We start from the raw sequence: 14192 nt of genomic DNA, 5'->3' as shown, positions 1-14192 counted from the left end.
TCCATGAAAAAGGGGCGGATGCCTTCACGGCATCCGCCCCTTGTCTCAGGCTGATTTCAGGGTCGTATCAGGCCGCCTTGTCGGACTGCATCAGGTTGCGCAGCACGTAGTGCAGGATCCCGCCGTGGCGGAAGTATTCCACCTCGTCCTCCGTGTCGATGCGGCAGAGCAGGGATATCTCCTCGGTCTGTCCGTCGGCATAGTGGATCTTCGCCGGCACCTTCATGCGTGGCTTGATCCCGTCCTCCAGACCCAGGATGTCGAAGGTTTCCGTACCGTCCAGGCCCAGGGTCTGGCGCGTCGTGCCTTCCTCGAACTGCAGGGGCAGAACGCCCATGCCGACCAGGTTGGAGCGGTGGATGCGCTCGTAGGACTCGGCGATCACCGCCTTCACGCCCAGCAGACGCGTGCCCTTGGCTGCCCAGTCGCGCGACGATCCGGTGCCGTACTCCTTGCCGGCCACGATCACCAGCGGCGTGCCCTCGGACTGGTATTTCATGGCGGCATCATAGATCGGCATCTGCTCGCCGTCGGGCTGATGGGCAGTCACGCCGCCCTCGACCCCCGGCACCATCTCGTTGCGGATGCGGATGTTGGCGAAGGTGCCCCGCATCATCACTTCATGGTTGCCGCGCCGCGAGCCGTAGGAGTTGAAGTCCTGCGGGCGTACCTGGTGTTCCATCAGGTACTGTCCGGCGGGACTGTCCTTCTTGATGGCGCCGGCCGGCGAGATGTGGTCGGTGGTCACGGAATCGCCCAGAATGGCCAGAGGGCGGGCGCCCTCGACATTCGAGAAGCTGCCGGGCTCGGGTGAGATGTCCTGGAAGAACGGCGGGAAGCGCACGTAGGTGCTGTCGTCGTCCCAGTCATAGGTCATGCCCGAGGCCGTCTCGATGCCCTTCCACTGTTCGGGGCCCTCGAAGACATTGCTGTAGCGGCTGCGGAACATCTCCGGCGTCAGGTTCTGCCGGATGACCTCCTCGATCTCGTGGTTGCTGGGCCATATGTCCTTCAGATAGACGTCCTGGCCGTTCTTGTCCTTGCCGAGCGGTTCCTTGAAGACGTCGGTCAAGGTATTGCCCGCCAGCGCATAGGCCACCACCAGCGGCGGCGAGGCCAGGTAGTTCAGCCGGGTCTGCGGATGGATGCGGCCCTCGAAGTTGCGGTTGCCGGACAGCACCGCAGCCACGTGCAGGTCGCCATCCTCGATGGCCTTGGCAATGTGATCGGGCAGTGGCCCGGAGTTGCCGATGCAGGTCGTGCAGCCATAGCCCACCAGTTCGAAGCCCATGGCGTCCAGGTCATCCTGCAGGCCGGCGGCCTCCAGGTAGTCGGTCACCACCTGGCTGCCCGGTGCCAGCGAGGTCTTCACCCAGGGCTTGGTTTCCAGTCCCAGTTCGCGCGCCTTGCGCGCCAGCAGGCCGGCAGCGATCAGGACCGAGGGATTGGAGGTGTTGGTGCACGAGGTGATGGCCGCAATCACGGCGGCCCCGTTCTCGAGCTCGTAGTCCGTGCCTTCCACCGGAACGCTCTTGGCCGGATCGGCCTTGGCCTCGGTGATGGTGGTCCGCGCATTCTGCGCCAGGCCCGAGAGTGCCACGCGGTCCTGCGGGCGTTTCGGACCGGCCAGGGACGGCTCGACGCTCGAGAGATCCAGTTCGACCACGTCGCTGAAGACCGGCTCCGGCTCGGCCGGGTCGTACCACAGCCCCTGTTCCTTGGCGTAGGCCTCGACCAGCGCCACGTTCTCCTCGTCGCGCCCGGTGAAGGCCAGATAGCGCAGGGTTTCCTCGTCGATGGGGAAGAAGCCGCAGGTGGCCCCGTACTCCGGCGACATGTTGCCGATGGTCGCGCGGTCCGCCAGTGTCAGTGTCGGCAGGCCCGGTCCGAAGAACTCGACGAACTTGCCGACAACGCCCTTCTTGCGCAGCATTTCGGTGACCGTCAGCACCAGGTCCGTGGCGGTGGAGCCTTCCTTCAGCTTGCCGGTCAGCCGCACGCCAACCACCTCGGGGATCACCATGGTGACCGGCTGACCGAGCATCGCGGCTTCCGCCTCGATGCCGCCGACACCCCAGCCCAGCACGGAAAGACCGTTGATCATGGTGGTGTGGCTGTCGGTTCCGACCAGCGTGTCGGGATAGGCAATCCGCTTGCCGTCGACTTCCTTGTTCCAGACCACCTCGGCCAGGTATTCCAGGTTCACCTGGTGGCAGATGCCGGTGCCCGGCGGAACCACGCGGAAGTTGCCGAAGGCGTTCTGGCCCCAGCGCAGGAAGGCATAGCGCTCGCCGTTGCGCTCGAATTCGTGATCGACGTTTTCCTTGAAGGCCTGATCATTGCCGTATGCGTCGACCATGACCGAGTGGTCGATCACCAGGTCGACCTGGGAGAGCGGGTTGATCTTGCGCGGATCGCCGCCCAGTTCGTCCATCGCCTCGCGCATGGCGGCCAGGTCGACCACGCCCGGCACGCCGGTGAAGTCCTGCATCAGCACGCGTGCCGGGCGATAGGCGATTTCCTGATCCGAGCGCTTGTCCTTCAGCCACTGGGCGATGGCCTTGATGTCCTCGACGGTGACGCTCTTGCCGTCCTCGTGGCGCAGCAGGTTCTCCAGCAGCACCTTGAGCGAGGCGGGTAGGCGCGAGATGTCGCCCAGCGTTTCTTCGGCGGCCTTCAGGCTGAAATAGTCGTAGTCCTTTCCCTTGACGGAAAGCTTGCGGCGGGTTTTGAGGGTATCCTGTCCGAGGCTCACGAAATCTCTCCTTCGTTCTTACGCCGGATCGGGATCTGCAGGGTGGGCCCGTCGCCTCGATCCGGTGTCAGTGGGTCGCTCGCGCCGCCTCATCGGGCTTGGCCGGACAGAAGGCGATGGCACTCCTGCCCCAGGCGGCACAGCGCCCCGCAACCGGTAGCGACCATGTCTGCGGGAAGACGCTTTGTACGATTTATGAGCCTTATATACGCATCCACACCCGCTCAGCCAAGACCCTTGCGGGGGCCTCGCCCCCTTGGCCCGCATCGACGTCAGAGTATGAACTTCGTCAGGTCGGCGTTGCGGGCCAGCTCGGACACCTGGCTGTGCACCAGTTCGGCCGTGATCTCGATGCGTTCGCCGCCGCGGTCGCTGGCGGTGAACGAGATCTCCTCCAGCAGCTTCTCCATGACAGTGTGCAACCGGCGGGCCCCGATGTTCTCCACCGAGGAATTGATCTCGGCCGCCAGGTCGGCGAGTGCGTCCACGGCCTCGTCGCTGAACGACAGCTCCACGCCCTCGGTTTCCATCAGCGCCTTGTACTGGCGGATCAGGCTGTTTTCCGGCTCCAGCAGGATGCGCTTGAAGTCGTCGCGGGTCAGTGCCTGCAGCTCCACGCGGATCGGCAGGCGACCCTGAAGCTCAGGCAGCATGTCCGAGGGCTTGGCCAGATGGAAGGCGCCCGAGGCCACGAAGAGGATGAAATCGGTGCTGACCTGGCCGTGCTTGGTGGTCACGGTGGTGCCCTCGATCAACGGCAGCAGGTCGCGCTGCACGCCCTCGCGGCTGACGTCGCCGCCGCCATGCTGGTCGGCGCGGGCGGTGATCTTGTCGATCTCGTCCAGGAAGACGATCCCGTTCTGCTCCACGTTGCGGATCGCCTCAGCGGTGACCTTCTCCGGGTCCAGCAGCTTGTCGCTCTCCTCGGCGATCAGCACGTCGTAGGAATCCTCCACGCTCATGCGGCGTGACTTGGTACGCCCACCGAAGGCCTTCCCGAACATGTCGTTCAGGTTGATCATGCCCATCTGACCGCCGGGCATGCCCGGAATATCCATGGTGGGCATCTGCATGCCGCTGTTGTCCTGGAGCTGCAACTCCACTTCCTTGCCGTCGAGCTCGCCGTTGCGCAGCATGCGGCGGAACTTCTCCTTGGTGTCGTTCCCGGCCTTCTCGCCCACCAGAGCATCGATCAGGCGGTTTTCCGCATTCAGCTCGGCCTTGGCATGGACCTCGCGGCGCATGCGCTCGCGGGTGATGTTCAGCGAGGCCTCGACCAGATCGCGAATGATGGATTCCACATCCCGGCCTACATAGCCCACTTCCGTGAACTTGGTGGCCTCGACCTTCAGGAACGGCGCCTGCGCCAGCTTGGCCAGACGGCGCGCGATCTCGGTCTTGCCGATCCCCGTCGGCCCGATCATCAGGATGTTCTTGGGCAGGACCTCGTCGCGCAGGTCGTCGGGCAGCTGCTGGCGGCGCCAGCGGTTGCGCAAGGCCACGGCCACGGCCCGCTTGGCCTCGCGCTGGCCGACGATGTAGCGATCCAGTTCCGAGACGATCTCGCGCGGACTGAAGGCATTGGCGCTAGAGTCCTGCTGTCCCTCGGGGTGATAGGGGGTTTCTTCCGGCACCTCAGATGCTTTCGACGATAATGTTGTCATTGGTATAAATACAGATTCCAGCGGCTATGGACATGGACTTGCGGGCAATCTCCTCGGCCTCGAGGCCTTCAAGGTCGATCAGGGCCCGCGCGGCGGAGAGCGCATAGGCACCGCCGGAGCCGATTCCGATCAGCCCGTCTTCAGGCTCCAGTACATCGCCGTTGCCGGTCAGCACCAGGGATGTCTTGGTGTCGGCCACCGCCATCATGGCCTCGAGACGGCGCAGGTAGCGATCGGTGCGCCAATCCTTGGCCAACTCGACCGAGGCCCGCATCAACTGTCCGGGGTGGTTCTCCAGCTTGGCCTCCAGGCGCTCGAACAGCGTGAAGGCATCGGCCGTGGCACCGGCAAAACCGGCGATCACTTCCGCGTCACGCCCGAGGCGACGGACCTTGCGCGCGTTGGATTTCATGACCGTGTTGCCGAAGCTGACCTGGCCGTCCCCGGCAATGACCGCCTTGTCGCCCTTGCGTACGGAGAGAATGGTGGTGCCCCGCCACGAAGCGGGACCGTTCTGTTCTGCTTCACTCGACATGAGCCCTCAAATGGCAGCGGATCTCTGACGGATCAAGGTATCTCTCGCGGCTTTTTCGCGCCCTCTTATCGGGCATGTGGTGATCCGGGCCGGAAATGCATACAGGCCATGCCCACGCGAAGGTGGCTTTTCCCGGCGCGGCTTGCTACAACCGCGCGCGGTTCACAGTTGAACCGTGAAATCAGCCCAGCGGGAAACAAAGGCCATGCGCACGGCCCGTATCGAGAGAAACACCAAGGAGACCCGGATCTCCGTCAGCGTCAACCTGGACGGCAGCGGCAGTTACGATGTCGCCACCGGCATCGGGTTCCTGGACCATATGCTCGAACAGCTTTCCCGGCACAGCCTGATCGACATCACGCTGCGGGCCGACGGCGACCTGCACATCGACCAGCACCATACCACCGAGGACAGCGGCCTGGCCCTGGGACAGGCCGTGGCCGAGGCCCTGGGGGACCGTCGGGGCATCCGGCGCTACGGCTCTGCGCTGATTCCCATGGACGAAACCCTCAGCCGCGCGGCCCTGGACGTCTCGAACCGTCCCTACCTGATCTGGCGGGTTGATTTCAGCCGCGACAAGATTGGCGAGATGGACACCGAGCTGTTCAAGGAATGGTTCCAGGCCTTCGCCCAGAAGGCCGGCCTGACGCTGCATGTCGAAACGCTCTACGGCACCAACAATCATCACATGATCGAATCCTGCTACAAGGCGCTCGCCCGTGCCCTGCGCGAGGCCATCGAGATCGATCCACGGAAGGCCGAGGACATTCCCTCGACGAAGGGCAGCCTCTAGGTTCGGATACCCGCGGATGACCTGCGTGATCATTGACTACGGTTCGGGCAATCTGCGCTCAGCCGCCAAGGCACTGGAACGTGCCGCGGCGCAGGGCGGCACCGACATTGCCATCAAGGTAAGCGACCGGGCCGAGGACCTGGCCGGCGCCGACCGGATCGTATTGCCCGGTGTCGGTGCCTTCGGGGATTGCCGTCAGGGCCTTGCCGCCGTACCTGACATGATGGAAGCCCTCCAAGAGGAAGTGCGCCGGAAGGGCAAGCCCTTCCTGGGGATCTGTGTGGGCATGCAGCTGATGGCCGCGCGTGGCGTGGAATACGGTGTCCATCCGGGCCTGGGCTGGATCGGCGGCGATGTCACACGCATCGAAGCCCCTTCGGATCACAAGATCCCGCACATGGGCTGGAACGATCTGACCTTCATGCCCGGCCCGTCCCACCCGGTTCTGGAGGGCCTGGAAAACGGCGTGCATGCCTATTTCGTGCACAGCTACGCCCTGCATGCGGAAGACCCCACTCATGTCCTTGCCTGGACCGACTACGGCGGACCGGTCACCGCCGTCGCGGGACACGACAATCTCATCGGCACACAGTTTCATCCCGAGAAGAGCCAGGCCGCCGGCCTGCGCCTCCTCGGCAATTTCCTGAGGTGGACCCCGTGAACGAGAATTCCTCCCCCAACCAGGGTGGCGCCCCGAAGACCGCTGTCGAGCAGATCACAGAGTTTTCCGGCTCGGACCTGCATGACCTCTGCGACGCGGCGGATGCGGCCATCGTCGACGGCGGCGGCTTCGGCTGGCTGACTCCGCCGCCGCGCGAGGTGATGGAAGCCTACTGGAAGGGCGTCCTGCTGATTCCCGAGCGCCAGGTCTTCGTCGGCCGCCTGGACGGCATGATCGCTGGCTCGGCCCAGCTGCTGCATCCGCCCAAGAACAACGAGGCCGGCGCGGCCTGCGGCAACCTGACGACCTTCTTCGTCGCCCCCTGGGCCCGCGGCCACGGCCTGGCGCCCCAGCTGGTGAGCATCGCCGAGGCCGCCGCCCGGAAAGTGGGCTTCGAAGTCCTGAATCTGGACGTACGCGAAACCCAGGAGCGGGCAATCCAGGTCTACGAGCAGATGGACTTCGTGCGCTGGGGCACGCATCCCTATTACGCTTACGCAGGCGGGCGCTGGCTGAAGGGCCACTATTACTACAAGGATCTGACGGCACAGACCTGAGCGCGAGAACGGACAGCCATGATTCTCTACCCCGCCATCGACCTGAAGGACGGCCAGGCCGTGCGCCTGCTGCGCGGCGATATGGACAAGGCCACGGTCTTCAACAAGGACCCGCTGGACCAGGCACGCGCGTTCCAGGCCGCCGGCTTCCAATGGCTGCACCTGGTCGATCTCAACGGCGCCTTCGAGGGCCGGCCGGTGAATACCGAAGCTGTCGAGCGCATAGCAGGCGGTATCGACCTGCCCATACAGCTGGGTGGCGGCATCCGCTCGCTCGACACCATCGAACGCTGGCTGTCCGCCGGCGTGGCCCGCGTCATCTTGGGGACGGTGGCGGTCAAGGACCCCGAACTGGTTCACGAGGCCTGCCGCCGCTTTCCCGGCCGCATCGCCGTGGGCATCGACGCGCGCGACGGCCGGGTGGCCGTGGAGGGCTGGGCCGAAACCTCGGACCTGCTGGCCAGCGACCTGGCGCGCCGCTTCGAGGATGCCGGCATGAACGCCATCATCTACACCGATATCGATCGCGACGGCGCGCTGCAGGGGGTCAATGTCGCCTCCACGGCCGAGTTGGCACAGGCCGTCGACCTGCCGATCATCGCTTCGGGTGGTGTTGCCTCCCTGGACGACATTGCGGCCCTGGCCAGTGTGGGCGAGCGGCCCGACCAGCGCCCCATTGCCGGCGTGGTCTGTGGCCGTGCACTCTATGACGGACGCCTTGACCCGGAAGCGGCCCTGGCATTGCTGCGCGAAAGGAAGGAGGCCTGATGCTGAAGGTCCGCATCATTCCCTGCCTCGACGTCAAGGACGGGCGCGTGGTGAAGGGCGTCAATTTCGTCGGGCTGCGCGATGCCGGCGATCCGGTGGAACAGGCACGCATCTACGATGCGGCGGGCGCCGACGAGCTCTGCTTCCTGGATATCACGGCCAGCCACGAGAACCGCGGCACCATCCTGGAGGTCGTACGCGAAACGGCGGAGCAGTGCTTCATGCCGCTGACCGTGGGCGGCGGCGTACGCACGCTGGAGGATATCCGCCAACTACTGCTGGCCGGGGCCGACAAGGTCTCCATCAACACCACCGCCGTCCACAATCCGGAATTCGTGCGCGAGGCCGCCGAGAAGTTCGGCACCCAGTGCATCGTCGTGGCTGTCGATGCCAAGCTGGGGGACAGCGGGGATTTCGAGATCTTCACCCATGGTGGCCGCAAGCCCACCGGCCTGGAAGCCATCAGTTGGGCTCGACGCATGGTCGAGTATGGCGCCGGCGAGATCCTGCTGACCTCCATGGACCGCGACGGCACGAAGACGGGATTCAATCTGGAGCTGACACGGGCGGTGGCCGATGCCGTGACGGTTCCCGTCATCGCCTCGGGCGGCGTCGGCACCCTGGATCACCTGGTGGAGGGAATCCGCGACGGCCACGCCGCCGCGGTGCTGGCGGCCTCGATCTTCCACTTCGGCACCCACAGCATCGCCGAGGCCAAGGCTCACCTGGCGGCCGCCGGCATTCCCGTACGCCCCATGGAGGAGGCCGGATCATGACCAAGGACAAGGCGGCTCCGGACAGCGCGCTCATGCTGGACGAACTCTATGAGGTCATCGCAGCTCGCCGGAATGCCGATCCCGAAAGTTCCTACACCGCGAAGCTGTTCGCCAAGGGCGAGACCAAGATCGCCCAGAAGCTGGGCGAGGAAGCCGTGGAGACCGTGATCGCCGCGCTCAAGGAGGACCGCCAGGCCCTGGCCGCGGAAAGCGCCGACCTGCTCTATCACCTCCTCGTGCTCTGGGCCGAGAAGGGCGTCACGCCGGACGAGGTCTGGGCGAAGCTGCGCGAGCGCAAGGGCACGTCGGGGCTGGCCGAGAAGGAAGCACGCAGTACGGAATAGGCACTGAGAGCTTCTCAAGTCCGGAAAAAGCCACAGCTTGCCGAGGGGGTGTATCTTTCTCTCGGGGTGGAGTTCTCTTGTCGATTCCCCCATATAGCTGAACATGCTACGCTTTCCGGGGGTTGAGAGGATCCCGATAAGGATCGCAACAAGGACGAGAAACGAAGGGGGAGCAGACGTGACGGATACCGCCGTTTCCTATGATCCGGACAACATCTTCGCCAAGATCCTGCGCGGGGAGATTCCCTGCAACAAGGTGTTCGAGAACGAGCACGCGCTGGCCTTCCACGACATCAATCCCCAGGCGCCCGTGCATGTGCTGGTGATTCCCAAGGGCGAATACGTTTCACCCGAGGATTTCACCGCACGGGCCAGCGATGCCGAGATCGCGGGGTTCATGCGCGCCGTGGGCGAAACCGCCCGACAGCTCGGTCTCACTGCGAACGGCTATCGTCTGCTGGCCAATCACGGGCCTGACTCCCGCCAGGAAGTCGCGCATCTTCACGTTCACATTACCGGCGGCCGTGACCTGGGCCGCCTGCTCGAACCGGAGGCGTAGGCTCTTTCCTGTCCAGGACTCGGACAGGTATCTTTGCACAACCATAAAGGAGTCCCTTCATGGGCATCGAAGTCACAGGCATATTCGGTCTGATCCTGCTGATCCTCGTGATCTACGCCATCGTCAAGACGGTTCAGAGCGGCGCATCCACGGGCGGCAAGGTGATCTGGATCGTCGTCCTGATCCTGCTGCCGCTGCTCGGTTTCATCCTGTGGCTGCTGTTCGGTCCCAAGGGATGATCGAAACGCCCGATCACTAAAGAGCCCCCTCCGGAAGCGCTCAACCGCTGCGCTCACTCTCGCTCCCGGAGGAGGACCCATTCTTCTCCGGTTTCAGGTCCTGGACCTCCTGGCGGATCTCGCGCACCTCCTGCAGGATGGCTTCCGCATCGGCGTGTGCGGCCTCGCGTTCCGCCTGGATGTCCGAATCATGCTGGGACTGCATGGCGTTCACGATGATCGCGATGAAGAGATTCAGGACCGTGAAGCTGGTCAGCAGGATGAAGGGCACGAAGAATATCCAGGCCAGTTCGAAACGTTCCATGACCGGACGCACGATATCCATGGACCAGCTTTCCAGCGTCATGATCTGGAACAGCGTATAGGCCGAGGCGCCGATGGTGCCGAACCATTCGGGGAAAGCTTCTCCATAGAGCTTCGTCGCCATCACCGAGAAGACATAGAAGACCAGGGCCAGCAGGGCGACAATGGAGCCCATGCCCGGAATTGCGCTCAGCAGCGCCCCGACCACGCGGCGCATGGAGGGCACCACCGAGACCAGGCGCATGACGCGCAGGATGCGCAGGGCACGCAGGACCGAGAGGTTGCCCGTCGCCGGGACCAGCGCAATGCCCACCACCAGGGTGTCAAAGATGTTCCAGGGATCGCGCACGAAACGCCAGCCATAGGCCGTCATCTTCGCCAGAAGCTCCAGGACGAAGACTGACAGAATCGCCCGGTCCGCTGCCACCAGCAGATCGCCCGCCCTGGCCATGGCGGTTTCGCTGGTCTCCAGCCCCAGGGTGATGGCATTGATGACAATCAGCGCGGTGATGAAGTGCTGCGTCCGGCGATGCTCTACCAGCCTGCGCAGGGTATTGCGCACCTTGCCTTCCGAACCGCCATTATTCTGCGCAAACGGCTTGTCCATGCCATAGTCCCTTCGCCTCTGCTGCTGCCGGTCAACCGCCCATCGGCCACCAGCTGCCTCGCGGCGCAGACATAAGACGATGCGGGGGGCGCCTGACAAGTCCTTTCGCACGACGCAGCCGGTTGAATCATGCCACTGCCGCCCTCAGTCGATCAGGAGGCCTGTCCCGCCCCGAAGATCTCCTCCTCCTGGCGGACCGGCTGGCCGGTGATCTTCTCCACGGCCCGGGCCGCCCCGTCGCTGAAGGGGTTGAGCACCACGTCCGCGCCGGCTTTCACCATCTGGCGCGCGTCCCAGAGATCGTGGCTGGTTACCGCGATCCGGCCCGTGTAACCGGCATCGCGCAGGGTTTGGATCAGGGCGACCCGCTGATCCACCCCGATCACACCTGTGCGCTGCGGCGGGGTGGCCATGATGACCCATTCCGCCTGCCGATAGGGCAGGTGCAACAGGAATTCGGGATCCGAGACATCGCCATAGAGCGCCGGGTATCCCCGGGCATGGTAGCGCTTGAGGGTTTCCGGGTCGAAGTCGATGCCCAGCAGGGACTTCTCCTGTGCCATCAGATCTCGTGCGATGCCACGGCCGTAACGCCCCAGCCCAAAGAGGATGACGTCATAGCGGCCTTCGATGACAGCCTCCTCCTCACTCTGCTCACGGTAGGGCATACGGCGTTCGAAAATGCCCAGCAGCGGCTCGAGCAGGTGATAGAGTGTCTGCGAATAGGTGATCAGATAGGTGGACAGCATGATCGTCACCAGGCCCACCAGGGTCACCAGGCCCATGGCCTCGTCGCCCACGTGGCCCAGCGAGAGTCCCATGGCCATGAAGATCAGGGAAAACTCGCTGATCTGCGAGACGGTCAGGCCGGCCAGGAAGCCGGTGCGCTTGCGATAGCCCATGATTCCCATGATGATCAGCACGATCAGCGGATTGCCGATCAGCACGAAAAGCGAGAGAATCACGGCCGGTCCCACCTGATCACCCAACAGGTCCAGGTTGAGGCCCATGCCCAGCGAGATGAAGAAGAACAGCAGCAGGAAGTCGCGCAGGCTGGACAGGCGGGTGGCCACATTCTCGCGATAGGTGGAGGAGGCCAGGGAGACACCGGCCAGCAGTCCGCCCAGCTCCTTGCCCACACCGGCCATCTCGCCCAGGGCCGCGAAGATCACCGCCCAGGTTATGGCGAAGATGATCAGCAGTTCCGGCACCCGGGCCAGCCGCCGCAGCAGGGGTTCGGCTAGGTAGCGGATGAAGACCACCACCGCGGCCACCATGAGCAGCCCGCCGCCCAATGCCGTCAGGACCGCCATGGTCCCGCCATCCCCACCGGCGCCCGCGCCGATGCCCACAGCCGAAAGCACCACCATGGCAACCACCACGGCGATGTCCTGAACGATCAGGAACCCCAGCGCGATGCGGCCGTAGAGGGAATCGATCTCGCCCTTGTCGGACAGCAGCTTGACGATGATGATGGTGCTGGAAAAGGTCAGCGCCACGGCCACATAGAGACTGGTCAGCGGATCCAGGCCCAGTCCCAGACAGATGAAATAGCCGAACACCGAGGTGAAAATCACCTGGCCCAGGCCTGTGGCCACGGCAACCGGCCCCAGCGTGCGGACCAGCTGCAGGTCCAGCTTGAGCCCCACCAGGAAGAGCAGCAGCGCAATGCCGATTTCGGCCAGCAGGGAAATGGCCTCGTTGGCGCTGGCGAAGCCGGTAACATCCGGGCCCGCGATGATGCCGGCGGCAATGAAGCAGACGATCAGGGGCTGCCTCAGGGACACGCCGATGATGCCCACCAGGGTCGCCAGGCCCAGCAGGCCCGCGACCTCATAGAAGATCGTCTGGTCAATGTGCTCCAAATGCCCCATCCCGAATCGGCTTGCAGAGTCAGGACAGCCTAGCATGCCCGCGGGATGGAGAAAGACCCTGTTCCGGCGCCTTAGGCCATGGCCGGCATGACCCGTCGATAGCCCAGCGCCTCGGCAATGTGCAGGCGGCGCACACAGTCGCTGTCGTCCAGGTCGGCGAGCGTCCGGGCCACGCGTAGTACGCGATGATAGCCGCGAGCCGAGAGTTTCATGCGGCTGGCCGCCTCCTGCAGCAGCTTGCGTCCCTCGCTGTCGGGCTCGGCGCAGGCTTCCAGCTGTTGGCCGTCCAGTTCCGCATTGCTGGGAACACGCCCCGCCGCGCTGTCTGCCTGAGCCGCATTGCGCCGCGCCTGTCGCAGGCGCGCCGAGGCGACGCGAGCGGCCACGTCGACGCTGGTCTCCGCCGGCGGGGGCAGGGCCAGGTCGGCGGCGCTGACCGCCGGGACGTCCACGTGCAGGTCGATGCGGTCGAATAGCGGGCCCGAGATGCGGGCCTGGTAATCCTGGCCGCAGCGCGGCGCCTTGCTGCACGCCGCGCCCGGATCGTCCAGATGGCCGCAGCGGCAGGGATTCATCGCCGCCACCAGCTGCACGCGCGCCGGATAGGTGACATGGGCATTGGCCCGGGCGATTGAGACACGGCCCGTTTCCAGGGGCTGGCGCAGGGATTCCAGCGTCGCGCGGGCAAACTCCGGCAGCTCGTCCAGGAACAGGACCCCGTGATGCGCCAGCGAGATCTCGCCCGGCTTCGCACGATGCCCGCCACCCACAAGCGAGGGCAGGGACGCCGAATGGTGCGGATCTCGGAAGGGCCGGGTCTGGAGCAGTTTGCCCTCCGCCAGGGTGCCGGCCACGGAATGGATCATCGAAACCTCTAGCGCCTCGGCCGGGCTGAGCGGTGGCAGCAGGCCGGGCAGGCGCTGGGCCAGCATGGACTTGCCGGATCCGGGCGGGCCGGTCATCAGGAGGTTGTGAGACCCTGCGGCCGCGATTTCGAGTGCGCGTTTGGCGCTCTCCTGGCCCTTGATCTCGGCCAGGTCGGGCGGGTTCGTGCCGTCATCGGCCAAGGCGGCCTGCGGCTGGCCCAGGACCTGCGTGCCCTTGATGTGATTGACCAGCGCCAGCAGGTCGCGCGGCGCCAGGACCTCGATATCCGGCGCCCAGGCAGCCTCGCCGCCTTGCGCCGCCGGGCAGATGAGCCCCTGGCCGCGGGCCGAGGCATGGATGGCCGCTGGCAGCACGCCGGCCACGGGATTGATCCGCCCGTCCAGGGACAGCTCCCCCAGAGCCAGGTGGGTGGCCAGCGCGTCCGCCGGCAGCACGCCCATCTCGGCCATCAGTCCCAAGGCGATGGGCAGGTCGTAGTGGCTTCCTTCCTTGACCAGATCGGCCGGCGCCAGGTTGACCACGATGCGTTTGGGCGGCAGCGAGAGGCCAAGGGCCGTCAGCGCCGCCTTGACGCGTTCGCGGCTTTCCCCCACTGCCTTGTCGGCCAGCCCCACCACGAGGAAGTTCGGCATGCCCGCGGTGGCCTGCACCTGGACATCCACGTCCACAACCTCGACCCCCTGGAAGGCCACCGTTCCGATACGCGCGACCATGAAACGCTCCCCGCCCGTGCACCACCACCTTTTGGTGTTACGGCAAGCCTGTTCGAAAGTCGACCTTTTTCAGGCGTCTTTTGCCTGTATCTGATTGAATTCCGAATTCATTATTATGATCGCTGGCCTTAGGCTCAGAGCGCCGTCGCAATTCTT

Annotated in this window: 14 protein-coding genes; 8 read left to right on the top strand and 6 right to left on the bottom strand. The window is 64.9% G+C overall.

Annotated elements, in window-relative coordinates; all coding sequences use genetic code 11:
- Positions 1-67 precede the first annotated feature (67 nt).
- The 3 genes from acnA to hslV form a co-directional block, all read right to left on the bottom strand.
- A complete protein-coding gene (acnA, locus tag ACFOW6_RS12640; protein WP_382422739.1) occupies positions 68-2755 on the bottom strand; it encodes an aconitate hydratase AcnA in 2688 nt (895 codons plus the stop codon).
- 272 nt (positions 2756-3027) lie between these two features.
- The gene (hslU, locus tag ACFOW6_RS12635) at positions 3028-4419 is read right to left on the bottom strand and encodes an ATP-dependent protease ATPase subunit HslU (RefSeq protein ID WP_382422738.1); all 1392 of its coding nucleotides are present in this window, start codon (positions 4417-4419) and stop codon (positions 3028-3030) included.
- Positions 4391-4954 (bottom strand): ATP-dependent protease subunit HslV, encoded by a 564-nt coding sequence (gene hslV / locus ACFOW6_RS12630; protein ID WP_382422737.1) that lies wholly within the window; start codon positions 4952-4954, stop codon positions 4391-4393. Before hslV ends, hslU begins: the two co-directional genes overlap by 29 nt.
- Before the next feature lie 205 nt (positions 4955-5159).
- On the opposite strand from hslV, the gene hisB reads away from it, so the two are divergent.
- The 8 genes from hisB (at position 5160) to ACFOW6_RS12590 (ending at position 9651) form a co-directional block, all read left to right on the top strand.
- Positions 5160-5747: an imidazoleglycerol-phosphate dehydratase HisB gene (hisB, locus tag ACFOW6_RS12625; RefSeq protein WP_382422736.1), complete on the top strand. Its 588-nt coding sequence runs from the start codon at positions 5160-5162 to the stop codon at positions 5745-5747.
- Positions 5748-5763: 16 nt separating this feature from the next.
- Positions 5764-6408 (top strand): imidazole glycerol phosphate synthase subunit HisH, encoded by a 645-nt coding sequence (hisH, locus tag ACFOW6_RS12620; RefSeq protein WP_382422735.1) that lies wholly within the window; start codon positions 5764-5766, stop codon positions 6406-6408.
- Positions 6405-6965, top strand: coding sequence for a GNAT family N-acetyltransferase (locus tag ACFOW6_RS12615; protein WP_382422734.1), 561 nt, complete (start codon positions 6405-6407; stop codon positions 6963-6965). Before hisH ends, ACFOW6_RS12615 begins: the two co-directional genes overlap by 4 nt.
- A gap of 18 nt (positions 6966-6983) precedes the next feature.
- Positions 6984-7733: a 1-(5-phosphoribosyl)-5-[(5-phosphoribosylamino)methylideneamino]imidazole-4-carboxamide isomerase gene (gene hisA, locus ACFOW6_RS12610; protein WP_382422733.1), complete on the top strand. Its 750-nt coding sequence runs from the start codon at positions 6984-6986 to the stop codon at positions 7731-7733.
- Complete coding sequence (hisF, locus tag ACFOW6_RS12605; protein ID WP_382422732.1) at positions 7733-8509, top strand: imidazole glycerol phosphate synthase subunit HisF; 777 nt, start codon at positions 7733-7735, stop codon at positions 8507-8509. Before hisA ends, hisF begins: the two co-directional genes overlap by 1 nt.
- Positions 8506-8853, top strand: coding sequence for a phosphoribosyl-ATP diphosphatase (locus ACFOW6_RS12600; RefSeq protein WP_382422731.1), 348 nt, complete (start codon positions 8506-8508; stop codon positions 8851-8853). Before hisF ends, ACFOW6_RS12600 begins: the two co-directional genes overlap by 4 nt.
- 178 nt (positions 8854-9031) lie before the next feature.
- Positions 9032-9412, top strand: coding sequence for a histidine triad nucleotide-binding protein (locus tag ACFOW6_RS12595; protein WP_382422730.1), 381 nt, complete (start codon positions 9032-9034; stop codon positions 9410-9412).
- 59 nt (positions 9413-9471) lie between these two features.
- Entirely contained in the window at positions 9472-9651 is a 180-nt protein-coding gene (locus ACFOW6_RS12590; RefSeq protein WP_382422729.1) for a PLDc N-terminal domain-containing protein, read from the top strand.
- Between the two features lie 40 nt (positions 9652-9691).
- On the opposite strand, the gene ACFOW6_RS12585 is transcribed toward ACFOW6_RS12590, so the two are convergent.
- From ACFOW6_RS12585 to ACFOW6_RS12575, 3 genes are all read right to left on the bottom strand, one after another.
- Positions 9692-10561, bottom strand: a complete 870-nt coding sequence (locus tag ACFOW6_RS12585; RefSeq protein WP_382422728.1) for an ion transporter — start codon at positions 10559-10561, stop codon at positions 9692-9694.
- A gap of 152 nt (positions 10562-10713) precedes the next feature.
- Positions 10714-12426 carry a cation:proton antiporter gene (locus tag ACFOW6_RS12580; RefSeq protein ID WP_382422727.1) on the bottom strand — a complete coding sequence of 571 codons (1713 nt, stop codon included), beginning with the start codon at positions 12424-12426 and terminating at the stop codon, positions 10714-10716.
- 80 nt (positions 12427-12506) lie between these two features.
- The gene (locus tag ACFOW6_RS12575; RefSeq protein ID WP_382422726.1) at positions 12507-14036 is read right to left on the bottom strand and encodes a YifB family Mg chelatase-like AAA ATPase; all 1530 of its coding nucleotides are present in this window, start codon (positions 14034-14036) and stop codon (positions 12507-12509) included.
- Between the last annotated feature and the right edge of the window lie 156 nt (positions 14037-14192).

It is taken from the genome of Fodinicurvata halophila, from assembly GCF_042651425.1.
GTDB classification, from domain to species: domain Bacteria; phylum Pseudomonadota; class Alphaproteobacteria; order Kiloniellales; family DSM-21159; genus Fodinicurvata; species Fodinicurvata halophila.
The sequence above is the reverse complement of the archived record's forward strand: the minus strand, read 5'-3'. Positions and strand labels throughout refer to the sequence as shown.